This window comes from uncultured Jatrophihabitans sp. (assembly GCF_964251945.1).
GTDB lineage: Bacteria > Actinomycetota > Actinomycetes > Mycobacteriales > Jatrophihabitantaceae > Jatrophihabitans.
Map to the genome: position 1 here is coordinate 127,095 of NZ_CAXULP010000002.1, position 23,728 is coordinate 150,822.

21 protein-coding genes are annotated in these 23,728 nt (G+C 73.1%); 8 read left to right on the top strand and 13 right to left on the bottom strand.

All coding sequences use genetic code 11. The annotated features are described in order from the left end of the window. Positions 1–18: 18 nt before the first annotated feature. Entirely contained in the window at positions 19–798 is a 780-nt protein-coding gene (locus ACFFBG_RS05595; RefSeq protein ID WP_375476502.1) for a TetR/AcrR family transcriptional regulator, read from the bottom strand. A 119-nt stretch (positions 799–917) separates the two neighbouring features. Here ACFFBG_RS05595 and ACFFBG_RS05600 point away from each other — a divergent pair, with 119 nt between their 5' ends. Both ACFFBG_RS05600 and ACFFBG_RS05605 read left to right on the top strand, forming a co-directional pair. After that, positions 918–2,453, top strand: a complete 1,536-nt coding sequence (locus ACFFBG_RS05600) for an AMP-binding protein (protein ID WP_375476504.1) — start codon at positions 918–920, stop codon at positions 2,451–2,453. Continuing rightward, positions 2,450–3,304 carry an alpha/beta fold hydrolase gene (locus ACFFBG_RS05605; RefSeq protein ID WP_375476506.1) on the top strand — a complete coding sequence of 285 codons (855 nt, stop codon included), beginning with the start codon at positions 2,450–2,452 and terminating at the stop codon, positions 3,302–3,304. The genes ACFFBG_RS05600 and ACFFBG_RS05605 overlap by 4 nt, the downstream gene beginning before the upstream one ends. A 49-nt stretch (positions 3,305–3,353) precedes the next feature. On the opposite strand, the gene ACFFBG_RS05610 is transcribed toward ACFFBG_RS05605, so the two are convergent. The 3 genes from ACFFBG_RS05610 to ACFFBG_RS05620 are packed head-to-tail and all read right to left on the bottom strand — an operon-like array spanning position 3,354 to position 6,360. Continuing rightward, complete coding sequence (locus tag ACFFBG_RS05610; protein WP_375476508.1) at positions 3,354–4,016, bottom strand: NAD(P)-dependent oxidoreductase; 663 nt, start codon at positions 4,014–4,016, stop codon at positions 3,354–3,356. Beyond that, positions 4,013–5,215 (bottom strand): acyl-CoA dehydrogenase family protein, encoded by a 1,203-nt coding sequence (locus ACFFBG_RS05615; protein ID WP_375476510.1) that lies wholly within the window; start codon positions 5,213–5,215, stop codon positions 4,013–4,015. The genes ACFFBG_RS05610 and ACFFBG_RS05615 overlap by 4 nt, the downstream gene beginning before the upstream one ends. Next, positions 5,212–6,360 (bottom strand): acyl-CoA dehydrogenase family protein, encoded by a 1,149-nt coding sequence (locus ACFFBG_RS05620; protein WP_375476512.1) that lies wholly within the window; start codon positions 6,358–6,360, stop codon positions 5,212–5,214. Before ACFFBG_RS05620 ends, ACFFBG_RS05615 begins: the two co-directional genes overlap by 4 nt. 82 nt (positions 6,361–6,442) lie before the next feature. Here ACFFBG_RS05620 and ACFFBG_RS05625 point away from each other — a divergent pair, with 82 nt between their 5' ends. Continuing rightward, positions 6,443–7,216 (top strand): SDR family NAD(P)-dependent oxidoreductase, encoded by a 774-nt coding sequence (locus ACFFBG_RS05625; RefSeq protein WP_375476514.1) that lies wholly within the window; start codon positions 6,443–6,445, stop codon positions 7,214–7,216. Further along, positions 7,213–9,552 carry a pyruvate dehydrogenase gene (locus ACFFBG_RS05630; RefSeq protein ID WP_375476516.1) on the top strand — a complete coding sequence of 780 codons (2,340 nt, stop codon included), beginning with the start codon at positions 7,213–7,215 and terminating at the stop codon, positions 9,550–9,552. The genes ACFFBG_RS05625 and ACFFBG_RS05630 overlap by 4 nt, the downstream gene beginning before the upstream one ends. Positions 9,553–9,590: 38 nt before the next feature. Here the strand turns inward: ACFFBG_RS05630 and ACFFBG_RS05635 are convergent, their stop codons facing one another. From ACFFBG_RS05635 to ACFFBG_RS05650, 4 genes are read right to left on the bottom strand one after another with little or no spacing between them, the layout of a single operon-like run. After that, entirely contained in the window at positions 9,591–9,779 is a 189-nt protein-coding gene (locus ACFFBG_RS05635) for a ferredoxin (RefSeq protein WP_375476518.1), read from the bottom strand. Next, positions 9,776–10,627 (bottom strand): SDR family NAD(P)-dependent oxidoreductase, encoded by an 852-nt coding sequence (locus ACFFBG_RS05640; RefSeq protein WP_375476520.1) that lies wholly within the window; start codon positions 10,625–10,627, stop codon positions 9,776–9,778. The genes ACFFBG_RS05635 and ACFFBG_RS05640 overlap by 4 nt, the downstream gene beginning before the upstream one ends. Further along, positions 10,624–12,174, bottom strand: a complete 1,551-nt coding sequence (locus ACFFBG_RS05645) for an AMP-binding protein (RefSeq protein ID WP_375476521.1) — start codon at positions 12,172–12,174, stop codon at positions 10,624–10,626. Before ACFFBG_RS05645 ends, ACFFBG_RS05640 begins: the two co-directional genes overlap by 4 nt. Then, positions 12,171–13,532, bottom strand: a complete 1,362-nt coding sequence (locus ACFFBG_RS05650; protein ID WP_375476523.1) for a cytochrome P450 — start codon at positions 13,530–13,532, stop codon at positions 12,171–12,173. The genes ACFFBG_RS05645 and ACFFBG_RS05650 overlap by 4 nt, the downstream gene beginning before the upstream one ends. 134 nt (positions 13,533–13,666) lie before the next feature. Between ACFFBG_RS05650 and ACFFBG_RS05655 the strand changes: the two genes are divergently transcribed. Beyond that, positions 13,667–14,164 (top strand): nuclear transport factor 2 family protein, encoded by a 498-nt coding sequence (locus ACFFBG_RS05655; RefSeq protein WP_375476525.1) that lies wholly within the window; start codon positions 13,667–13,669, stop codon positions 14,162–14,164. Beyond that, positions 14,149–15,315 (top strand): CaiB/BaiF CoA transferase family protein, encoded by a 1,167-nt coding sequence (locus tag ACFFBG_RS05660; RefSeq protein ID WP_375476527.1) that lies wholly within the window; start codon positions 14,149–14,151, stop codon positions 15,313–15,315. The genes ACFFBG_RS05655 and ACFFBG_RS05660 overlap by 16 nt, the downstream gene beginning before the upstream one ends. A gap of 55 nt (positions 15,316–15,370) precedes the next feature. Here the strand turns inward: ACFFBG_RS05660 and ACFFBG_RS05665 are convergent, their stop codons facing one another. Both ACFFBG_RS05665 and ACFFBG_RS05670 read right to left on the bottom strand, forming a co-directional pair. After that, positions 15,371–17,308 carry an FAD-dependent oxidoreductase gene (locus ACFFBG_RS05665; protein WP_375476529.1) on the bottom strand — a complete coding sequence of 646 codons (1,938 nt, stop codon included), beginning with the start codon at positions 17,306–17,308 and terminating at the stop codon, positions 15,371–15,373. Beyond that, positions 17,305–18,207: a TIGR03620 family F420-dependent LLM class oxidoreductase gene (locus ACFFBG_RS05670; RefSeq protein ID WP_375476531.1), complete on the bottom strand. Its 903-nt coding sequence runs from the start codon at positions 18,205–18,207 to the stop codon at positions 17,305–17,307. The genes ACFFBG_RS05665 and ACFFBG_RS05670 overlap by 4 nt, the downstream gene beginning before the upstream one ends. 82 nt (positions 18,208–18,289) lie before the next feature. On the opposite strand from ACFFBG_RS05670, the gene ACFFBG_RS05675 reads away from it, so the two are divergent. Continuing rightward, complete coding sequence (locus ACFFBG_RS05675) at positions 18,290–19,690, top strand: aldehyde dehydrogenase family protein (protein ID WP_375476533.1); 1,401 nt, start codon at positions 18,290–18,292, stop codon at positions 19,688–19,690. 3 nt (positions 19,691–19,693) lie between these two features. Further along, entirely contained in the window at positions 19,694–20,152 is a 459-nt protein-coding gene (locus ACFFBG_RS05680) for an SRPBCC family protein (RefSeq protein WP_375476535.1), read from the top strand. Here ACFFBG_RS05680 and ACFFBG_RS05685 read toward each other — a convergent pair. Genes ACFFBG_RS05685 through ACFFBG_RS05695 form a run of 3 tightly spaced genes read right to left on the bottom strand, consistent with a single transcriptional unit; the run spans position 20,126 to position 23,678 of the window. After that, positions 20,126–21,304 (bottom strand): cytochrome P450, encoded by a 1,179-nt coding sequence (locus tag ACFFBG_RS05685; RefSeq protein WP_375476537.1) that lies wholly within the window; start codon positions 21,302–21,304, stop codon positions 20,126–20,128. The two genes, ACFFBG_RS05680 and ACFFBG_RS05685, sit on opposite strands and share 27 nt — an antisense overlap. Next, entirely contained in the window at positions 21,304–22,518 is a 1,215-nt protein-coding gene (locus ACFFBG_RS05690; RefSeq protein ID WP_375476539.1) for a cytochrome P450, read from the bottom strand. The genes ACFFBG_RS05685 and ACFFBG_RS05690 overlap by 1 nt, the downstream gene beginning before the upstream one ends. A 47-nt stretch (positions 22,519–22,565) precedes the next feature. Beyond that, positions 22,566–23,678: an NDMA-dependent alcohol dehydrogenase gene (locus ACFFBG_RS05695; RefSeq protein ID WP_375476541.1), complete on the bottom strand. Its 1,113-nt coding sequence runs from the start codon at positions 23,676–23,678 to the stop codon at positions 22,566–22,568. Positions 23,679–23,728: the final 50 nt, after the last annotated feature.

The window sequence follows — 23,728 nt, forward strand, 5'->3', positions numbered from 1 at the left end:
GACAGCTCGTCATGACGCTCAGGCCGAGCGTGCGACCTTGGCGCGACCGGCGGACCGCGGCGCGGCTTTCGCAGGCTTGGCCGGCTTGGCCGCTCTCGCCGCCGCACGCGGCTGGGCCTTCGCCGCCGCGCTCCGGCCGCTCGCCGCCGCGCTCCCGCCGCTCGCGGCACGCGGTTTCGCCGCGCGACGTGGCTTCTTCGCGGCGACCGCCGCGGCGACGGACTCGACGATGGCGACGCTGACGACGTCGTACATCTCATCGAAGGTCAGCGACTGCTGCGCCACCGCGCGGCTGAGCACCGAGGAGTCGTCGGCGCTTTCGACCGGCGTGTCATCGCCGCGGGTCTGGTGGATGGCCGCGCCGATCGCGAACGTCTCCAACGCGTCCAGCAGTGGAACGACCGCGCCGATCGGCACGCCTTCGTCGACAAGCCGGGCCGCGGAGGACTCCATCATCAGGTTGCCCATGCCCAGCTCGCTGCGCCGGACGATCACCGGCACGAGCTCGGGATGCTGGCGCACGGCCGCGGCCAGCAGGTGCGCGTTGCGCGGCAGCCACACGTGCCAGCTCTCGTCGGTGGTCTCGGGCGTGCGGACCTTGGCCAGCGCCAGCTCGGCCGCCTTCACGACGATCTCTTCCTTGTTCGCGAAGTGGTGGTAGAGCGACGCGCCGTTGACCCCGAGCCGGTCGGCCAGGCGGCGGATGCTGAGCGCGTCCAGCCCTTCGTCGTCGATGATCTCGAGCGCGGCCTCGACCGCTGTGCGCCGGGAGATCAGCGGAACTTTGGGACGCGCCATGTCGCAGCCTTCCACGGGGAACCGAACACCGATGGTAGCGAACGGTGTTTGCCCAACTAACCATATGGCGTTAGATTATTGCCGGAGATCGGGCTCGCAAACCTGGCGAAGGAGCGTCTGTGGGGGTAACCGTCGACTGGGTCGCGGCGAACAGCCGTCGCTATCCGCACGCGCCCGCGCTGGACGACGCGGACACCGGGCGCGCGCTCACCTGGGCGCAGCTCGAGGACGAGGTGGCCCGCACGGCGAGCACCCTGGTCGACCTCGATGTCGAGGCCGGCGACCGGATCGCGCTGCTCGCCGACAACGACATCCGCTTCTTCGTGCTGCAATTCGCCGCGATGCGCGTCCGCGCGGTGCTGGTCCCGTTGAACTGGCGGCTCAGCCAGTCCGAGCTCGAGATCACCGCCAAGGACTCCACGCCGGCGCTGGTGGTGCACGACGATCCCCACGCCGAACGCGCCGTCGCGCTGGCCGAGCATGTCGCTGCCCGCGCGCTCGGCTGGACGGCCGCCTACGACGGCGAGTACGACCAGCGCGTCGCCGCGGCGGCGGCCCTCGCCGACCCGGCGCTGCGCACGCTCGACGATCCGACCCACATTCTGTACACCTCGGGCACCACCGGGGTGCCGAAAGGCGCGCTGGTGACGGCGCAGACGCTGACCTGGCACCTGTTCAACATCGCCGACACCGACCAGGTGCGCGGGCCCGGCGACCGGCTGCTGCTGCCGCTTCCCCTGTTCCACGCCGGCGGCCTGAACACGCTGGCGAACCCGATCCTGGCCAAGGGCGGGCGGGTGTCGGTGACGACCCGCTTCGACCCCGCGCACTGCCTTCGGCTGCTCGCCGACGCCGAACTCGGGTACTCGCACTTCGGCGCGGTGCCGACGATGTACCAGATGATGAGCGACCTGCCCGCGTTCGCAACCGCGCGCTTCGACCACATCCGGCATCTGCAGGTCGCGGGCGGCATCGCCTCGCTGCAGCTGCTCGAGCTCTGGGCCGAGCACGGCGCGGAGTTGCAGGTCCACTACGGCGGCACCGAGATGGGTCCGGCGATCACCGCGATGCCGCGCGAACACGTCCGGGCCAAGTCCGGCTCGTGCGGGTACCCGGTGCCGTTGACCCGGGTCCGCCTCGTCGGCGCCGACGGCCGCGAGGCGGCCATCGGCGAAGTGGGCGAGGTGTGGATCCAGGGTCCGAGCGTCACACCCGGCTACCACGACAATCCCGCAGCCACCGAAGCGGCGTTCGCAGACGGCTGGTTCCGCACGGGCGACGCCGCGCGCGCCGACGAGGACGGCTTCCTCTACCTGGTGGACCGGCTGAAGGACATGTACAAGTCCGGCGGGGAGAACGTCTTCCCCGCCGAGGTCGAGCGGATGCTGCTCGAGCACCCGGCCATCGCGGAGGTCACGGTCGTCGGCGTTCCGGACGACAAGTGGGGCGAGACCGGCGTGGCGGTCGTCGTCGCCCGCCCCGGCGCCGCCGTCGGGCTGGCGGAGGTCACGGCGTTCTGCGAGGGGCGGCTCGCGCGCTACAAACTCCCGCGGCGGGTCGTGCAGGTCGCCGAGCTGCCGCGCAACGCGACCGGCAAGGTCGCCAAGGCAGACCTGCGCAGCCGATTGGTCGCCGGCGACCTGGACGGCGGGTGAGCGAACTCGCGGCCGCTCGCCAGCTGCGGTTCGCCGGCGCCGACGGCGGCACGCTGGTCGCCGACGCGGTCGGGCACGGCCCACCGGTCGTGCTGCTGCACGGCGGCGGCCAGACCCGGCGATCGTGGCGGCGCACGGCGGCCGAGCTGGCGGCCGCCGGCCACACCGCGGTGTCGGTCGACCTGCGCGGGCACGGGGACAGCGACTGGGCCGCCGACGGCCGCTACGGGGTAGACAACAACGTCCGCGACCTGCGCGCCGTGCTCGACCAGCTCGACCAGCGGCCCGCGCTCGTCGGCGCGTCGATGGGCGGGATCGCCGCTCTCATGCTGCTGGGCGGCGAGCCGGACGGCGGCCTCGCTCTCGCGTCAGCCCTCGTGTTGGTCGACGTCACGCCGCGTCTGGAGGAGAAGGGCCTGGAGCGCATCCGCGGCTTCATGCAGTCGGCGCCGGACGGCTTCGCCTCGATGGACGAGGCCGCGGACGCGGTGGCGTCCTACTTGCCCGGCCGGCCCCGGCCGCGCACCACGCAGGGGTTGGCGCACAACCTGCGGCGGCAGGCGGACGGTCGTTGGCACTGGCACTGGGACCCGCGGCTGCTCGAGCAGCTGCCCGACAACGACGAGGCGCGGCATCGGATGCTCGTCGCGCACGCGCGGCAGGTGCGGGCGCCGACGCTGCTCGTGCACGGCGGGCGCAGCGACGTCGTGAGCGCGGCGGGCGTGCGCGAGCTGCGCGAGCTGATGCCACACGCGGTGGTGGCCGAGATCGGCGACGCCAGGCACATGGTCGCCGGCGATGACAACGACGCGTTCACCGCGCAGATCGTCGACTTCCTCGCCTCGCGCTGACGCCTGAACTCACTCGGGGACTGCGGCCTGGACGGCCGGCGCAGGGAGGTCAGTAGCCGACCGCGAACCGGCGGCGCAGATGCGCGGCGGACTCGACCTCGTCGGCGACGGCCACGGCGAGATCCGCGGCCGAGATCGTCGACCGGCCCTCGCCGTCGACGACCAACAGATCGTCCGCGACCCGGTACCGGCCGGTGCGTGGGCCGTCCGGCACGATCACCGCTGGCGGCGACACCACGGTCCACGCCAGCTCGGCCGGCGCGTGATCGCGCAGTTCGTGCAACGCCGCGCGGAAGCCCCGGGACTCCGCGGCGGCCACAGCGGGAAAGTCCGGGCTGTCGACGAAGTCGGTCCCGTCGTCGAGCAGCAGGCTGCCGGCGCCACCGAGGCTGATCCAGCGCACCCCGGCCTGCTCCGCGGCCGCGGCCAGCGCGCGGGTCAGCGCGACCGGCGAGCGGTCGCGCTGCTGCTCGTCGCGCAGCGCGACCGAGCTGACGAGCACGGTGCGGCCGAGCAGCGCCGCGACGACCGCCTCGACGGCGAACGCATCGCCGGCGACGACCGCGGCCGCGGGGTGCTCGGCACGGATCGCCGCGGGGTCGCGGACGAAGGACAAGACGTCGTGGCCGCGCCGGAGCAGCTCGGCCAGCACGTGCCGGCCGAGGCGGCCGCTGGCGCCCACGAGCAGCACCCGTTGAGCCGCCGCCGTCACGACTTGGGCGCCTTCGCCCAGGGCACGTCCTTGTCCACGCGCGGCTCCGGCGGCAACCCCAACACCCGCTCGCCGAGCACGTTGCGCAGGATCTCCGAGGTGCCGCCCTCGATCGAGTTCGCGAGCGAGCGCAGATAGTCATAGCGCAGGTCGCCGCTGCCGCCGTGCACCGCGGCGTGCTCCGGGCGCGTCTCGGCGTAGCCGTCGAACAGCAGCGCGGCCGGGCCGAGGAACTCCGTCGTCAGGTCGTACACGGCCTTGTTCAGCTCCGCCATCTGCACCTTGGCGATCGACCCCTCGGGTCCCGGTGTTCCCCGCCGCGCCGCCTGCACCGCGCGCTGATTGGTGAGGCGGGCCGCCTCGGATCGCGTCCAGAGCCGCATCAGCCGGTCGAGGTCGCCCGGATCCAGCCGGCCGGCGTCGGCGGCCGCGCGGTAGGCCGCCACCGCCTGCCCGATCGGCCCGGCGCCGCGCTCGGCGGCGCGGCCGCCCAGCGACACGCGCTCGTTCATCAAGGTCGTGGTCGCGACCCGCCAGCCCGCGCCGAGCTCGCCGAGGATGGCGTCGTCGGGCACGAACACGTCGTCGAGGTAGACCTCGTTGAACTCGGCCTCGCCGGTGAGCTGGCGCAACGGGCGCACCTCGACTCCCGGCGAGCCCATGTCGAGGACGAAGTAGGTGAGGCCGCGGTGCTTCGGCTGGTCGGGGTCGGTGCGGGCGAGCAGCAGACCCCAGCGGGCGACGTGCGCCAGCGTCGTCCACACCTTCTGGCCGGTCACCGCCCAGCCGCCCTCGACGCGCACGGCGCGGGTGGACAGGCCGGCGAGGTCGGACCCGGCGCCGGGCTCGGAGAACAGCTGGCACCAGATGTCCGCGCCGGTGAACAGCGGGCGCAGCAGCAGGTCTTTCTGCGGCTCGCTGCCGTACGCGTGGACGGTCGGCGCAGCCATGCCGAGGCCGATGACGTTGCGCGCGGTCCAGTCCGGGCAGCCCGCGTCGGCGAAAACCTGCTCGACGACGGGCTGGGCCGCCGGCGACAGGTTGCGCCCGCCGCGGCCTTCGTCGAAGTGGACGAACGCGAGCCCGGCGTCGAAGCGCAGGCCGCGCAGCTCGGCGTCCGGGGTGGTGGCGACCGGATGCCGCGCAAGCAGCTCGCGCGCCGCCGCGACGGCGGCGGTCTCTGTCGACACGGCGGTCATCGGCCGCCGCCGGCGATGCCGAGCAGCTCGGCGGCCCGCCGGCGGTGCTCGATCGGCCGGCCCAGCAACAGCTGCGAGGACTTCGCCCGCTTGAGGTAGAGGTGCGCGCTGTGCTCCCAGGTGAACCCGACGCCGCCGTGGATTTGGATGTTCGCCGTAGCGGCCGCGAGCGCGACGTCGCCGACGAAGCCGGCCGTCAACGCGGCCTCGAGCGGCGCGCGGGAGGGATCGTCCTCGATCGCGGACAGGGCGTTGCGCACGAGCGACCGCGCGAGCTCGAGGTCGACGAGCATGTCCGCGCACCGGTGCTTGACGGCCTGAAAGCTGCCGATGCGCCGGCCGAACTGCACCCGCTCGCGCGCGTAGTCCACGGCGTCGGCCAGCACCCGCGACGCGCCGCCGAGCTGTTCTGCGGCGAGCAGGACGGTCGCGATGTGCAACGCGGTGTCGAGCTCGCCGGCCACCCCGCGGGCCGCTCCCCCGGCGGCTCCGTCCGCCGCTCCGTCCGCTGCTCCGTCCGTCACGACGTCCACGGCGCACGAGTCGAACGAGATCGCGCTCAGCCGGCGGGTGGCGTCCAGCGCGGACAGCGCCTCGATGTGGACGCCGTCGCCGTTCGCGGGCACGGCGCAGAGCGCGACCGCCCCCTTGTCGTCGCGCGCCGCGACGAGCAGCAGCTGCGCCTCCGACCCGTCGACGACCACGTCCGCAATGCCGGTGAGCCGGCCGTCGCGAAGGCGCAACGCGGTCTGCGACGGACGGGCGCCGGTCCAGGCGAGGGCGACCCGCAGCCCGTCGTCGGCGATGCGGGTCAGCACCGCACCGGCGGCCGAGCCGCCCACCGCGGCGAGCGCGGGGGTCGCCAGGCCGAGCGTGCCGAAGAACGGCGCGCACACCAGCGCGCGGCCCAGCTCCTCGAACACCATGCCGAGCAGCGGCAGGCCGGCGCCGGGGCCGGCCGAGCACGCGGCGACGACCATCGACTGCAGGCCGAGCTCCGCGGTGGCGCGGCGCCACAGCTCGTCGTCCGAGCCGGCCGGCGTCTCGAGGAGCTGGCGCAGCCGGGCCTCGGACGCCGCCTTCCCGAGGAACGCGCGCAGGTGGGCGCGCAGCTCCTCGAGATCTCCGTCGTCGGTGCCGCTCACGATCGGTCCCCTCGCCTCGGCTGTGTGTGTCGACGGCCTCGCATGGGTCGACCCGAAGAACCATATGGTGTTTGATTTAGGGATGGAAGAGCACAGCGCGGATCTTGAGCAACGGATCGCCGTCGTCACAGGCGCGAGCCGGGGAATCGGCGCGGCGATCGCCGAGCGGCTCGCCACGGACGGCTGCCACGTCGTGCTCTGCGCGCGCAGCAAGGACGTCCTCGACGACGCGGCCGCTCGGCTGCGGGAGCGCGGGCTGGCGGCGAGCGCGTTGGCCTGCGACCTCGCCGACCGCGAGTCGGTGCTCGGCCTGGTGCGGTCCGTCCGCGACCGTTTCGGCCGGGTCGACGTGCTGGTGAACAACGCCGGCGTGCTGCCGAAGGCGGAGCTCGCGGTGCAGGTGACGCCGGAGGCGTGGGACGCCGTGCTCGACGTCAACCTCACCGCGCCGTTCCTCCTCGCCGCCGGCCTGCGCCCGCTCATGCCGGCCGGCTCGGTGGTGGTGACCGTGACCAGCACCGCCGCCTACTACCCGTCGAAGGGCCTGGTCGCCTACAACGTCAGCAAGGCCGCGCTGGTGATGCTCACCCGGGTGCTGGCGCTCGAGTGGGCGCGCGACGGCATCCGGGTCGTCGGCATCGCACCAGGCAAGATCGACACCGAGATGATGGCGCCGATCTCGGCGTGGGCCGCCAGTCGCGGCATGGCGCTGAACCCGCAGAACCGAATGGGCGAGGCCGACGAGGTCGGCGCGCTCGTCTCCTTCGTCGTGAGCGACTCGGCGCGCTACCTCACCGGGGTCACGGTGCCGCTCGACGGCGGCGAGCTGCTCGCGTACGGCGGAGGCGGCGGATGACCACGGCCGGCGGCGGCGTGGCGCACGGCACGCCGGCGACGACGTTGCGCGAGATCGAGCGGCGGGTTCTCTGGCTCGCGGCGCGCATGGTCGACGCGGCCAACCACGACCGGCCCAACGCCGACGGCGTGAAGGTGGGCGGCCACCAGGCGTCGTCGGCGTCGATGGTCTCGATCATGACCACCCTCTGGTTCGAGCATCTGCGCGGCGGCGACCGGGTCAGCGTCAAGCCGCACGCCTCGCCGGTGCTGCACGCGATCAACTACCTGCTCGGCGGGCTGCCGCGCGACTACCTCGTCCGGTTGCGCGAGTTCGGCGGTTTGCAGGCCTACCCGTCGCGGACGAAGGACCCGGACCGCGTCGACTTCTCCACCGGCTCGGTCGGGCTCGGCGCGACGGCGCCGCTGTTCGCCGCGGCGACCCGGCGCTACGTCGACGCGCATTTCGGCCCGCGGCCGGACTCGCGCTTCGTCGCGCTGCTCGGCGACGCCGAGCTGGACGAGGGCAACATCTGGGAGGCGCTGCTCGACCCGGCGGCGGCCGGGCTCGGCAACGTCATGTGGGTCGTCGACCTGAACCGGCAGAGCCTCGACCGCGTGGTGCCCGGCATGAAGGTCAGCGCGCTGGCCTCGGCGTTCGGCGACGCCGGTTGGCACGTCGTGACGGCGAAGTACGGCGCCACGCTGCGCAGCTACTTCAACCGCCCAGGTGGCGACGAGCTGCGCGAGTGGATCGACGCGATGCCCAACCACGAGTACCAGGCGCTGTTCGGCACGAGCCCCGGCGAGCTGCGCACGCTGGTCGAGAAACAGGGCACCGCCGTCGAGGGGGTGGTGGCGGACGTGCCCGACGACCAGCTCATCCACGTCCTGGGCGACCTCGGCGGCCACGACCACGAGTCGCTGCTGCGCAGCTACCGCGCGGCCGACGCGGTGACCGATCGGCCGTCGGTCGTGTTCGCCTACACCGTCAAGGGCTTCGGGCTGCCGATCGCCGGCGACCCGCTGAACCACTCGGCGCTGCTCACCCCGGCGCAGATCGACGAGCTGCGCGCGCGGCTGGCGGCCCCCGAGGACGAGTGGGCGGCCTTCGCGCCGGAGTCGCCCGCGGGCCTCGCATGCGCCGAAGTGGCCGAACGGCTGCACGTCGCTCCCGTCGCGCCGAGGCCGGTCGCCGCGGTGCCGGCGGACACCGGCGGCGCCCCCCGCGCCGGTCAGCGGCTGTCCACCCAGGAGGCCTTCGGCCGCACGCTCACCGCACTCGCGCGGACGCCGGCCGGCCAGCGCATCGTGACCGTGTCGCCAGACGTGTCGGTGTCGACGAATCTCGGCGGCTGGATCAACAAGGTGGGCGTCTTCACGCCGCACGAGCTGCCCGACCCGGCGGCCGAAGGCGGCACGCTGCGCTGGCACCAGTCGCCGGCCGGCCGGCACATCGAGCTGGGCATCAGCGAGATGAACTTCTTCTCCTACCTCGCCCAGCTCGGCCTCGCCGATCAGCTGTCCGGGGAGCTGCTGCTGCCGATCGGCACTGTCTACGACCCATTCGTCTGCCGCGGCCTCGACGCGTTCGTCTACGGCGCCTACACCGGCGCGCGCTTCGTCGTCGCCGGCACGCCGAGCGGCGTGTCGCTGGCCGCGGAGGGCGGCGCGCACCAGTCGGCGATCACCGCCTCGATCGGGCTCGAGCTGCCCAACGTCGTGCTCGCCGAACCCGCCTACGCCACCGCGCTCGACTGGCTGTTGTGCGACGCGCTCGGCGCCATCGCAGCCCGCGACCCGGACGCCGAGTCGCTTTATCTTCGGCTCTCGACCCGTCCCCTCGACCAGGCGCCGTTCGCCGCCGCGCTCGAGCGCTGCGGCGCGCGGCGGCTGCGCGCCGATGTGCTCGCCGGCGGGTACCGGTTGGTCGACCCGCCGCCCGGCTCGGCGCCGCGCGTGCAGCTGGTCGGCGCCGGCGCGGTGCTGGACGGGCTGGTCGAGGCGGCCGCGCAGCTGTCTGCAGAAGGCGTCGACGCGCTCGTGGTCGACGTGACATCGCTCGACCTGCTCTACCGCGGTTGGGCGGCCGCCCGCCGCCGGCCGCTCGGCGACCTTCGGCTGCCGGCCGGCCGCGCGCACGTGCACGCGTTGCTCGAACGCGGGACGCCGATCGTCACCGTGCACGACGCGGCGTCGCACGCGATGGCCTGGCTGGGCTCGGTGCACGGCGCCACCGTGGTGCCGCTCGGCGTCGACGCGTTCGGCCAGTCGGGCAGTGTGCGCGACCTGCACCGGCACTTCGAGCTGGACGCCGACGCGATCGTCAACGCCGCGCTGGTCGCCCTCGCTCCCTGACGTCCCGCGGCGGACTGGGAACGGACTTCAGCCGTGCCTCAGCCGTAGCTGATGGCCTGCTCCGGGCAGCTGCCGACGGCCTTGCGCGCGTCGTCGGCGAACTCCGGCCCGGGCTCGGCGATCAGCACCACGCCGTTCCCGTCGTCGTCGACGTCGAACAGCTCCATGGAGACCAGCACGCAGCGGCCGTGGCCCTGGCAGCGCTCGGGATCGATGGACAGCTTCATCGGGACTCCTCGATGACGACGGGCGGGACGGCGGGCGGGGCGACGGGCGCAGCAACGGGCGGGGAGAGAGCGGGCACGTAGGCGGACAGCCCGCCGTCGACGACGAGCGTCTGCGCGGTCACGAACGACGACTCGTCGGACGCGAGATACAGGACGGCCGCGGCGACGTCCTCGACGACGCCGAGCCGCGGGATCAGGTGCGCCGCCTCGAGGCGCGCGACGTACTCCGCGCCGGCCGTCTCCCGAAGTCCCGGCGTGCCGATGATGCCCGGCGCGATCGCGTTGCAGCGGACGCCGTGGCTGCCGTAACCGGTCGCGACGACGCGGACGAGTTGCTCGAGGCCGCCCTTGGCGGTCGAGTAGGCGGTGCGCAGCGACGTGCCCACGCGACCCTTGATCGACGAGGTCACGACGATCGAGCCGCCGCCCGCCGCGAGCATGCCGGGCAGCACGGCCCGGCAGCCGAGCACGTTGCCGCGCAGCACCACGGCGAGCACGGTGTCCCACACGCCGAGGTCGAGGCCGAGCACGTCGAGGTCGCGGCTCATCAGCGCACCTGACGTCGGCCCGGCGTTGCCGTGCAGCACGGTGACCGGGCCGAAGGCCGCAGCGCCGGCCGCCACCACCTCGGCCCAGGCGGACTCGTCGGTGACGTCGAGCCGGTGGGCCTTCGCCGCTCCGCCGGCGGCGACGATCGACGCCGCGACGGAGTCTGCGCCCGGGCCGTCCAGGTCCGTGACGAGCACCGCGGCGCCGGCCTCGGCGAGCGCGCGGGCCGAGGCCGCGCCGATGCCCGACGCGGCGCCGGTCACCAGCGCCACCTTCCCGTCTAGTCGGCCGACGGTCATGACGATCTCCTCGAGTAGAGCTCCGTGAGCCGGGTCCGCGACACCTTGCCGGTGACGTTGTGCGCGAGCTCGTCGACGACGACCATCGCCGCGGGCAGCTTGTAGCGGGCCACCCGGCCGGCGCCGAACGCCCGCAGCGCCTCCAGCGTCGGAGCGCGGCCCGGCGCCGGCACCACCACGGCCAGCCCGACCTCGCCCCAGGTGTCGTCCGGGACGCCGATCACGGCGATCTCCGCGACGTCGGGGCATCCCTGCAAAGCCGCCTCGACCTCGGCGGGGTGGACGTTCTCGCCGCCCGACTTGTACATCTGCGTGCAGCGACCGGCGTAGTAGTAGAACCCGTCGTCGTCACGCCACCCGACGTCGCCGGTGTGGAACCAGCCGTCGTCGTCGCGGCTTTCGCCGGCTGGCCGCTGCCAGTAGCCGCGGGTGATGCTGGGACCGCGCAGGACGATCTCGCCGGTGCGGCCGGGCGCGACGTCGGCGCCGGTCACGAGGTCGACCAGGCGCACGTCGGTGTGGACGGCCGGGCGGCCGGACGAGCCCGCCAGGGCCTTGGCGACAGCGCCTTCGCCCTCGCCGACGTCGAGGACGAGGGCGCACGGGCCCATCTCGGTGCCGCCGTATTGCGGCTGCATCGCCGCTCCGCGGTCGAGCCACGCCTGCAGCAGGTCGGGCGGGGCCACGGCGCCGGCCACGACCGCGCAGCGCAGCCGACTGAGGTCGGCGTCGGCGAAGGCCGGCAGCGCGGCCATCGCTGCGTACATCATCGGGATCAGCGAGAGGTGCGTCACGGGCGGCTCGCTGGTCAGCACGCTGCCCAGCATCGCCGCCGGATCGATCCGCCGCATGATGGTGACGCGCCCGCCGTAGTGCAGGACCGGCATCGCGACGGTCAGCAGGCCGCCTGCGTGGAAGAGCGGCAGCGGGTCGAGCAGGTGCGCGGACGGCGTGAGGGCCGAGGTGTGCGACAGGTTGGTCGCCTGCCACAGCAAGGTGCCGTGGCTGGACAGGGCGCCCTTCGGCCGGCCGGTGGTGCCCGACGTGTACAGCAGATGGGTGTGCTCGTCGAGCGGGGCCGGGCGGGGCTGCGTCTCGTCGACGACGCCGCACAGCGCCTCGTAGTCGTGTCCCGCCCCGGCGTCGTCGTCGGCCCAGGACAGCGTCGACGTCGACGCCTTCGCGGCGAGCTCGAGCGCGACCTCCCGCCAGACGCCGTCGTGCACGATCAGCGCCGGCGCCGCGTCCTGCACCAGGTCGTGCAGCTCGACGACCGCGAGGCGCCAGTTCAGCGGCGCGAACACCGCGCCGAGCCGCATGCACGCGAACTGCAGCTCGAACACCCGCGGATCGTTCTCGCTGATCAGGACGACCCGGTCGCCCGGCGCGACGCCGAACCGGTCGGCCAGCACGGTGGCGGCGCGGCCGACGCGCAGGTCGAGCTCCCGCCAGGTGCAGGCGCGGCCGGTGTCGGCATCGGCGAGCGCGATCGCCGTTGGCCGGCGCGTGGCGTGCAGCCGGGGCAGGTCGAGGGCGGGCGCGCTCACGATCGCACTGCCTCGAGCTCGTCCACCCCGTCCATCCCGGGCACGCCGCCTGCCGTGCCGGCTGCGCCGGCCGGCGACTCGGCGCGCGCGAGTTCCGCGGCGGCGAGCAGCTCGCGCTCACCGCGCGCCGGGGGCGCGTCGCCCGAGGGCGCCGAGCCGAGCCGGGGGCCGGGCGTGAACGTGGCGGGCATGGCCTGGAAGCCGGCGACCAGCGGGATGACCGGGTAGGCCACGACCGCGGACTCGTCGACGTGCAGATCCGGCATCCGCGCGAGGACCTGCTCGATCAGCACCGCCATCTCGCGGGGTGCCAGGAAGGCGCCAAGGCAGCGGTGCACGCCGGCCCCGAACGACAGGTGTCGGTTGCCGTCGCGGGCGAAGTCGACGCGATCGGGATCGGGGAACTCCGCCGGGTCGTTGTTCGCCGAGCCCAGGGCGAGGTACACCCGCTCGCCGGGCGCGAGCACCGTGTCGCCGACCGCCATGGGCTCGACGACCGTCCGGGCGAGACCGGTGCCCGGCGTGAAGTAGCGCAGGAACTCCTCCACCGCCGCGGGGATCAGCGCCGGGTCGTCGCGCAGCTGCTGACGCGCGCTCGGGTTCGCCGACAGGTAGCGCAGGCTGTGGGCGATGAGCGACGTCGAGGTGTCGATGCCGCCGTTGAGCAGCATGAAGACCATCTCGACGACGGTGTCGGCAGGCAACCGGGCGCCGTCGATCTCCGCGGCGATCAGCGCGTCGACCGGGGTCTCGATTTCGGGCGGTTCGAGGCGGCGGCGCTCGACGATGTCGCGCAGGTCCTCGAGCAGCCAGGCGAGCTGCCGGGCTGAGCCCTTCTGCCGGTACGCCGCCTCGTGCAGCACCCGCGCGTACCGCTGCCAGTTCTCCAGCGGGAGCCCGAGCAGATCCAGCGTGACGAGCGTGGGCAGCGGGTTGGCGAGGTCGTCGACGATGTCCATCCGGCCGCTCTCGACGACCCGGTCGATACACCAGCAGACGAGCTCGCGCAGGTGCGGCTCGCTCGCCTCGGTCGCCCGCGCCGAGAACCACGGCATGAGCAGCTTGCGAAAGGCCGTGCCCTGCGGCGGATCCATCTCCATCATGCCCATCCGGAACGGGTTGGTCGGGATGGTCACCCCGCCGCTGACCGGCCCGGGCACACCGTCGAGCTCGAGATCGCGACCGCAGGCCAGCGCGCGCGGACTGAGCAGGGCGCGGCGCACGTCCGCGTAGCGCGTGAGCACCGCGTATCCGCCGTGCGCGGGCGTTCGGACGACCGGGGAACCGGCCCGCAGCTCGGCGTATTCGGCGCGCCACCCGGCGGCGAACTGCTCGCTGTGGTGGTCGAACGCCGACATCGCTGCTCCTCGCTGAACGACCGCAAGCCAGCGATAACCTACCATCGTTTGATTATTTGCCAACAGCCGTCTGCTCCGCAGCTATTTACCAACTGGTGTTTGGTTACTCTGCCGCACAGTGTTAGGTTTCCCCGGTGGACGACACGGCCGGAGTGCGACGGACGTTGCACGCCTACTGCTCGCTGCTCGACGCGCGCCGCATCGACGACCTCGTCAGCACCGTCTACGCCCCGGACGCCGTGGACGACCGGCGCCGCGGCGAACCGCGGCGCGGCCGAGCGGCGATCAAGGACTACTTCGAGCGAGCGCTCGGCACGATTTCGGCGACCGTGCACCTGCTCAGCAACGTAGACGTCGAGATCGACGGCGATCGCGCCCGAGCGACCAGCCGCGTGCTCGCCCTGCATTGGAACACCCCGACGGCGCCCGGCGCGGCGCCGAGCGACTTCGTGCTCGTCGCCAGCTACGACGACTCGCTCGTGCGCACCGCCGACGGCTGGCAGATCGCGCGGCGCGAGGTCGACGCGCTCGGGCCGGCGGGCCTCGCGTTCGGGGCGCTGCCTGCAATCTTCGCCGGGTTCGGCGGGCGCACGACGCCGGCGGAAGGAGCGGACGCATGGGCACGCGCCTGACCGACAGCCCGCTGCGCGGGACCGACGGACCCCTGCGCGGAATCCGGGTGCTCGACGTCAGCTCTCTAGGCCCCGGGCCGTTCTGCTCGATGCTGCTCGCCGACCACGGCGCGGACGTGGTGTGCGTCGAGCGGCCGCAACGCGAGTCCTTCGACCCGTCGATGTACTTCTCGCGGGGAAAGCGCTCGATCGTCGTGGACCTGCGGGCGCCCGGCGGGTCCGACGTGATACGCCGGCTCGCCGGCGAAGCCGACGTGTTCCTCGAGGGGTACCGGCCCGGCGCCATGGAACGCCGCGGGCTGGGCCCGGACATCCTGCTCGGCGACAACCCGCGGCTGGTGTACACGCGGCTGACCGGGTACGGCCAGACCGGGCCGTACGCGCACCGCGCCGGCCACGACATCAACTACATCGCCACCGCGGGCGTGCTGTCGGCGGTCGGCACCGACACGCCCGTGCCGCCGCTGAACATGCTGGGCGACTTCGCGAGCGGATCCTTCAACGCGCTCCTCGGCATCGTCCTCGCGCTGCTCGACCGCGAGCGGACCGGACGGGGTCAGGTGATCGACGCGGCGATGGTCGACGGCGCCGCCCTGCTGCTGACCGCGCAGCTCGCCGAGTTCTCGATGGGCCGTTGGGCCGGTCGCGGCACGAGCGTGCTCAGCGGCGCGGCGCCGTACTACGGGGCCTACCAGTGCTCGGACGGCGCGTGGTTCGCGGTCGGCGCGATCGAGCAGCGCTTCTACGTGCAGATGGTCGCGGCGCTCGGCCTCGACCCGGCGGCGCTGCCGGACCGCGACGACGAGCGGACCTGGCCGCGGCTGCGCGAGATCTTCGCGGCGGCGTTCGCGGTGGAGCCGCGGCTGCATTGGGAGAAGAAGTTCGCCGACGTCGACGGGTGCGGCTCGGCGGTGCTCGAGCTGGACGAGCTGGCCGACGACCCGCACCTCAGCGCGCGCGGAACGGTGCTGGCGACCGACGACGACGGGCTGCAGGCGGGCGTCGCGCCGCGGTTGTCGAACTCGACCGGCGAACTGGGCGCGGTCGTGGACGTCGCCGGACGGGACACGGAGCAGGTGCTCGCCGAGAACGGCTTCTCCGCCGCCGAGATCGCGGACCTGACCGCCCGGGCGGTCGTCCGCGCCGGCTGATCTTCTTCGACGGCACGTCGGCGGACGACAGTTGATCTTCAGCGGACAGCGCCCGTCAGATGCGCAGAGCCGCCTCGTGACCGTCCTTGAACGCCTGCATCGCCTGCCGCGGCGCCAGCGCGTCGCCCACCACGTGGTACTCGATGCCCAGCCGCTCGAGCGGCGCGACGAGCTCGAGCCGCGCGTCGGGCGACCGGACCACGACCACGGCGTCGGCCGCGAGCGTCGCCAGCTCGGCGCCCTCGGACGTGACGACGACGACGGCCTTGTCCTCGACGGCGCCGATCATCGCCCGGGTGAGCACGCCGGCGGTCTTGCCGTGCAGCGTCTCGGGCAGCTGAACGCGGTGCAGCTGCCCGCCGTGCGGCATCGCGATCTCGAACGGCGTCACGTAGACGACGCGGTGCCCGCGGCCGGCCAGCGCCTCGGCGGTCAGCGCCCCCTCGTTGGCGCCCACGAGGTCGTAGACGACGACGTCGGCGCCGAGATCGGCGGGCGGCGGGGCGGCCAGCGCGTCGACCGGGTCGTACACCGCCGGGCCGGCCGACGGCACGGGCGGCAGGCCCGCGCGCGGATCCGCGCGGCCGCCGGTGGCGAGCACGACGGCGTCCGGCGCCGCGGCGCGCAGGTAGTCCTCGGTCACCGTCGTCCGCACCCGCTCGACGCCGAGCGCGACCAGCGCGGCGGCCACGTGCTCGACGCTGGCGACCAACGCCGCGGCCCGGGTCGCGGCCGCCCAGCGCAGCCGGCCGCCGACGGCACCGTCGGCGTCGGCCAACACGACGCGGTGGCCGCGGCGCGCCGCGACCTCGGCGGCCTTCAAGCCCGCCGGGCCGCCGCCGACCACGAGCACCCGGCGGGCGACGTCGGCGGCGACGACGGCGACCTCTGCCTCGCGCAGCACCTCCGGGTTGTGGAAGCAGCTGATCTCGGCGAATCCGGCCAGCTTGCGGTTCACGCACACGTTCGCGCCGACGCACGGCCGAATGAGCTCGGTGCGGCCGGCGCGCACTTTCGCCACGAGGTCGGGGTCGGCGATGTGCGCCCGGGTCATCGCGACGAGGTCGCACGCGCCCGAGCGAAGCGTCGCCTCGGCGACGCCGGGGCTCGCGATCCGGCCGACGCCGATCACCGGGACCCGGACGTCCGCGGCCTCGCGCAGCCGCTGCACCGCCGGGATGTTCGGCGCTTCGGACCACCGGTAGTCGGGAATGGCTCGGGCGTAGCTGGGACCGCCGTCGCCGATCGTGGTGTTCAGGACGTCCACGTGGCCGTCGGCGAGGATGGCGCGCAGGTAGCCGACCCCGCGCGCGAAGCCCATGCCGCCGTCGTCCGGGTCACGCAGGTCGTTCGTGGTGGTGCGGTAGCCGACGATGCCGTCCGGGCCGATCTCCTCGCGCGCGGCGGCCAGCACCCGGCGGGCGAACAGCGTGCGGTCGGCGCCCCAGCGGTCGGTTCGGCGATTGAAGCCCGGTGTCAGCGACTGCTGGATCAGGTAGCCGTGGCCGCCGTGCACCTCGACGCCGTCGAAGCCCGCGTCGGCGGCGAGGCGGGCAGTCCGGCGATAGGCGCCGATCAGCTCTTCGACCTCGTCGTCGGTCATCTCGTGCGACGTCTCCCCCGCCGCCGACTGCACCGGGCTGAACGACCACAGCGGCGGCCGATGCACATCGGACTCGGACCGGCCGAAGGCGCCCAGGTGCGCCAGCTGCAGCACGATCGCGGCGCCCTCGCCGCGGACGGCGGCGGCCAGCGCGGCATGCCGGTCGAGCACCTCGGGCGAGTGCTGGACGTCGGCGGCGAAGAACGGCGGCTGGGTGATGATCAAGCCGGCCCCGCCGGCCGCCCGTCGGCGCAGGTACTCGAGGTAGCCGCCGCCGTGTCCCCCTGGCGCGCGGAACGCCTCGCTCGCGCCGTGCGAGGTGATCACCACGCGGTTGCGCACCTCGCGTCGGCCGATCGCGATCGGCGACAGGAGCAGCGGGAACGTCACCGCGCGGCCGGCGCGGCTGAGGCGACGTCCGAGGCGGCGGCGCGGGCCAGCTGCGGCGCCAAGGTCCGGTAGTCGGCCAGGCCCAGCCCGTCCGGCGCGCCGACGACCTGCACCGCGAGGTGGTCCGCGCCAGCCGCCCAGTGCCGAGCGGCCCGCGACGCGACTTCCTCCGCCGATCCCCACAGGACGAGGTCGTCCACCAGCCGATCGCTGCCGCCGCCTGCGAGGTCGGCCTCGGTGTAGCCGTGCCGCAACCACACCCGGAAGTAGTTCGGCAGGGCCAGGTACATGCGCAGGTAGTCGCGCGCCTTCGCCCGCGCCGAAGCCGGGTCCTCGTCCACGACGACCGCCTGCTCGACGGCCACCAGGCCGCCCGGCAGCGCGTCGCGCAGCTGCGCCGTCATCTCCGGCGTCACCAGGTAGGGATGGGTGCCGAGCGACGCGCGAGCGGCGAGGCGCAGCATCCGCGGGCTCAGCGCCGCGAGCACGCGACGCGACGCGGGCGCCGCCGAACGCGCGTCGAGCTCCCCCAGATAGTCGGTGATCGCCGCCAACGGCCGCGCGTACCGGCCGGGCGCGCCCTTGTCCACCAACGCCGCGTGGCTGACGCCGAGACCGAGCAGGAACCTGCCGGGCGCCTGCGCCTCGAGGCGGGCGAAGCCGGCGGCGGTCTGATCCACCGTGGTCGCCCAGATGCTGGTGATCCCGGTCGCGACGACGGCCGACCCGGTCGCGGCCAGCAGCGCGCCGGCGATGTCGAACCCGCGAGTCCCGGCGCCGGCGGGCGTCCAGAGCGTCCGGTAGCCAGCCTGTTCGAGCTCGGCCGCGGCTGCGCGCACGGCCGGGTCGTCGGTCCGGCGCAGGTGCGGGGACCACGCCCCCAGCCGGCCGAGATCCATGCTTGGTAATCTAACGACGTACGGTTAGTGTGGCAAGACCGGTTCGGTCGCGCCGCGCGGCCGTCGAGTCCAGGAGGCCCCCTTGCTCACCATGACCATCGACGGCAAGGCCGCTGAGACGGTGGCGGCGTTCGACGTCGTGAACCCGGCCACCGGCGAGGTGGCCGACACCGCGCCCGAGTGCACGGCAGACCAGCTCGACGCCGCCATGACCTCCGCCCAGCGGGCGCAGCGCGAATGGCGCACGGACGCGGCGGCGCGCAGCAGCGCGATGCTCGCGCTCGCCGAGGCGATCACCACGCACGCCGACGAGCTCTCCACCCTGTTGCAGCTCGAGACCGGCAAGCCGACCGGGGTGGCCGCGGTCGAGCCAGGCATCTGCGCGGCCTGGCTGCAGTACTACGCGTCACTGGAATTGTCGCGCGAGGTGCTGCAGGACGACGACACGGCGCTGATCGAGCTGGTCCACCGGCCGCACGGAGTCGTCGCGGCCATCACGCCGTGGAACTTCCCGATCGCTCTCGGCATGTGGAAGATCGCCCCCGCGCTGCGGGCAGGCAACGCCGTGGTGATCAAGCCCTCGCCGTTCACGCCGCTCGCCGTGTTGCGGTTGGGGCAGATCATGGGCGACGTGCTGCCGCCCGGCGTCGTCAACACCGTCACCGGCGGCGACGAGCTGGGCGCGGCGATGGTCGCCCACCCGGTCCCGCGGAAGGTGAGCTTCACCGGCTCGATCGCGGGCGGGAAGAAGGTCGCGCTGTCGGCGGCGGCCGATCTCAAGCGCGTCACCCTCGAACTCGGCGGCAACGACGCGGCGATCATCCTCGACGACGCGGATGTCGCGTCGACGGTGGCCAGGTTGCTGCCGGCGGCGTTCTTCAACAGCGGCCAGGCGTGCGCGTTGCCCAAGCGGATCTTCGCGCCGGCCAACCGGTACGAGGAGTTCGTCGACGCCTTCGCCGCGGCGGCGAACGGCATGCAGGTCGGCGACCCGATCGCCGAGACGACGCACCTCGGCCCGCTGTCCACCAAGCCGCAATTCGAGCGCGTCGGCGAGCTGGTCGACGAGGCGATCGCCGGCGGCGCGCGGGTCGCGGCGGGCGGGCATCGCGTCGATCGCGCGGGGTACTTCTTCGAGCCGACGGTGCTCGCCGACATCGCCGACAGCGCCCGCATCGTCGAGGAGGAGCAGTTCGGCCTCGCCTTGCCGATCCTGCGCTACGACTCGGTCGACGAGGCCGTCCGCCGGGCGAACGACACCGAATACGGGCTGTGCGGGTCGGTCTGGTCCAGCGACGCGGACCGCGCCACGACGGTCGTCGAGCAGCTGGAAGTCGGCACCGCGTACGTCAACACCCACGCCGTCCTGCCGCCGAACGTGCAGTTCGGCGGCGCCAAGGCGAGCGGGCTGGGAGTCGAGAACGGGGTGCCGGGCCTGCTGTCCTTCACCGAGGCGCAGGTCGTCCATCGGGCCCGGGTCTGACCCGTGGCCGGGGTCGTGGTGAGCGCTCTGTTGCCCTGCCCGATCGAGGTCGCGTGGGCGAAGATGGGCGACTTCACCGGATGGCACACCTGGCTCGGGCGCATCCGCGAGACCGCGATGGACGCCGGCCATGAACAGGGCCCGGTCGGCGGGATCCGCACGCTGACCCTCGCCGACGGCAGCACCGTGCGCGAACGGCTCGTCGAGAAGGACGAGGTCCGGCACAGCTTCGCCTACGTCTTCGACGGCCCGCACCCCTTCCCGGTGCGCGCGTACACCGGCCGGGTGCGGATGGACCCGGTCACGACGACCGGCGAGACCTTCGTGCACTGGTCCGGCGAGTTCGACGCCGACGCCGACGCCGAGTCGAAGGCGGCGCACGTCTTCGCCTCGATCTACACCTCGTTCCTCGCCGGCCTGGCCGAGGCGCTCGGCTCAGCGCCGGTCGAACTGCAGGTGTAGCGACTCCGGGCTGTTGAGCGGCACGCCCATCTGCCGCGGGATGTCCGTGCCCGGCTTGACCCGGAAGTTCGTGGCCACCCGCAGCAGCTCCTCGAACGCGATCGCGAGCTGGATCCGGGCGAAGTTGAGCCCGAGACACCGGTGCACGCCCAAGCCGAAGGCGGCGTGCGGGTTGCCCGTCCGGTCGAGGTCCAGCTCGTGCGCGTGCTCGAAGCGCTCCTCGTCGCGATTCGCCGAGAAGAAGTGCGGCACGACCCGGTCGCCGGCCTTCAGCTCGACACCGCCGAGCACGGTGTCCTGCGTGACGGTGCGCGCCATGAACGACACGGTCGGCTCGTAGCGCAGGAACTCGTCGAGCTCCCCGCGCCACCAGTCCGGCTGCACCAGCCGCGCCTCGATGTCCGGCCGGGCGGCGAGGTGATAGGCGATGTTGACGAGCATGCCGCGCGTCGTGTCCAGGCCGCCGAGGAACAGGGTGGTGATGATCCCCAGGCGCTGCTCGGGGGTTAGCGGCGCGCCGTCGATCTCGGCGGTGACGATCGCGGCGAGCACGTCCTCGCGGCCGGCGGCGTTCGCCTCGGCCTCGGCCATCGCCTCCATGGCGATCATCGCGACAGCGCCGAACGTCTCCGGCGTGCTCTCGACGGCGGTCCGCTTCACCGCCGCCACGCCGCGGTCGACGAGGTCCTGGTCGTCGGTGACCAGGACGATGCGGGCCAGCGACCCGGCGCTGAACGGGATCGCGAACTCGCTGACCGCCTCGAACTCGCCGCGGTCGATGAACTTCGCGATCGCGTCCTGCGCGATCTTGCGCATGTCGGCCTCGTAGCGCATGAGGAACGAGCGCGAGAAGTACGGGTTGAGCAGCTGGCGGAACCCGCGGTGCTCGGGCGGGTCGGCGTCCAGCGGGATCAGCCGCACCGGCAACGCGCCCTTCACCGCCGGGTTGGCGGAGGAGTAAGTCTCCGGATGCTCGCAGACCGTGCGCACGTCGGCGTACTTGGTGACCAGGTAGTAGCCGCCGTCGGACTCGGTGTGCAGCACCGGGCAGCGGGTGCGCGCCTCGGCCAGCGCGTCGACGAAGTTCTCCCGCTGATCCGGATCGAACACGTCGAGGTGCTCGAGGATCTCGTCGACCGTCTTCGCGGCCATCACCGCTCTCCCGCGTCCGCGGCGGCGCGCGGGGTGAACCGCACCGGCAGCGACCGAAGCCCGTGCTGGTTCGTCCCGCCGCCCCACACCGGCTCGCCGTCGAGTTCGACGTCCGGGATCTTGTCGAGCACGTAGTCGAGCGTCAGCCGCAGCTCGAGCTTCGCCAGCGGCTCGCCGACGCAGCGGTGCCGGCCGCTGCCGAAGGTGAGGTGCTGGTTGCTGGCGCGGCCGATGTCGAAACGCTCCGGGTCCGGGAACCGGTCGGGGTCGCGGTTGGCCGCGCCGTACACCAGCATCACCTTCTCGCCGGGGCACATGGCCGTGCCGCGCACCTCGGTGTCGGTGGCGATCGTGCGGCCCATGTTCCACACCGGCGGATGCAGCCGCAGCGTCTCGTCGATCATCGCGTCGGTCAGCGACCGGTCGGCCAGCAAGCGCTCCTTGAGGCCCGGCTCGCTGATCAGGCGGTATGTCATCGTCGCCATGCCATTGACCGTGGTCTCGTGCCCGGCCACCACCATCAGCTGCACCATGCCGAGGAACTCGGCGGCCGTGATCGGCTCCTCGTCGGCCGGGAGCTCGGCGTTGACCAGCTCCCCCAGCACGTCGGTCGCGGGCGCGCCGCGCCGCCGGGTGATCTGCTCCTCGAGGTAGGCCTCGAGCTCGCGGGCGCGCTGCCGGGCGAGTTCCGGCTTGCCGGTCGCGGCGAGGAAGTTGGCCGCCAGCTCGCGGATCCGGCGCCAGTCGGCGTCGAGCATGCCGAGGATGAGCGAGATGGCGAGCACCGGCACCGGGTGGGCGACGTCGGTGACGAGGTCCGCCCGGCCGGCGGGCAGCACCGGCGCGAACGCGTCGTCGATGATCTTCTCGATTCCCGGCACCCACCGCTGCAGCGCGCGTTCGGTGAAGTAGGGCAGCAGCAGCTTGCGGAACTTGGTGTGTCGCGGCGGGTCGAGCTCGGCCGGGATGACCTTCATCGACGCGCCGGTCGGCGGCACCATGATGCCCTGCGTGGTGGTGAAGTGCTGCCAGTCGCCGGCGGCTTTCACGACGTCGTCGTACTTGCTCAGCGCCCAGAAGCCGCCGAAGGACGGACTCCACGCCACCGGGCACTGGTCGCGCATCTGGTTCAACGTGTCGAACAGGTGGGTGAACAGCGCGGGGTCGGTGTTGTCGAGCGGGAAGGTCTCGGGTCGCTCGTCGAGTTCGGTCATGGCTGCCTCTTTCGGCTGCGGGTGGCGATCGGGTGGTCAGTCGAAGGTCAGTCGAAGGTCAACATGCCGCGCATGATGCGGCCGCTGAGCAGGTCGTCGTATCCCTCGTTCACCTGCTCGAGCGGGTAGGTCTTGGTGACGAGCTCGTCCAGCTTGAGCAGGCCGTGCTTGTAGAGGCTGAGCAGCCGCGGGATGTCGCTGAACGGGTTGCAACCGCCGAACACGTTGCCCACGATCTCCTTCTGCGACAGGATCAGATCGACCAGCACGATGTCGGCGCTGAGCACGGTCGGGCTTGCCACCGAGGTCAGGCACGCGCGGCCGCCCTTGCGGGTGAGCAGCATCAGCGGCATCAGCATGTCGCCGGTCATCAGGCTCGCGGTCATGATCGTCTTGTCGGCCATCACGCCCCGGGTCAGCTCGGTGACCAGCGGCATCGCCTCCTCCATCGAGGCGACCGCGTGCGTCGCGCCGAGCACCTTCGCCTGGTCTCGGCGGAACTCGAAGGGGTCGACCGCGACGATGGTCTCGGCGCCGGCGATCCGAGCGCCCTGCACGGCGCTCGACCCAACTCCGCCGGTGCCGACGACCACGACCGTGTCGCCCGGCTTGACCTGCGCGCGGTTCACCGCGGCGCCGAAGCCGGTCGTGACGCCACAGCCGACCAGCGAGGCGATCTCGAGCGGGATGTCGTCGTCGATCTTCACGCACGAGTCTTCGTGCACGACGGTGTACGGCGCGAACGTGCCGAGCATCGACAGCGTCCGCAGGCCTTGGCCGCGCGCGTGCACCCGGGCGATCTGGTCGGTGATCGGCAGGCCCTCCATGATGATCGCGCCGTGGTCGCAGAGCATCGACAGGCCCTGCGCGCACCAGCGGCAGTGGCCGCAGGCGGGCATGAAGGCCATGACGACGTGGTCGCCCTCCTTCAGCCGGCGCACGCCGGGCCCGACGGCCTCGACCACGCCGGCGCCCTCGTGTCCGCCGATGATCGGCAGGCCTGTGGGCAGGTCGCCCTTCTTGCCGTGGTCGTCGGAATGACACAGTCCCGAGGACGCGAGCTTGACGCGGACCTCGCCGAAGTGGGGGTCGTCGAGCTCGGTCTCTTCGACCGACCACGGCTGCCCGACCTCCCACAGGATCGCTGCCTTCGACTTCATGAGTCCTCCTGCTGCGTGAATTCGCGCCGACGGTGTGACTGCCTGCACAA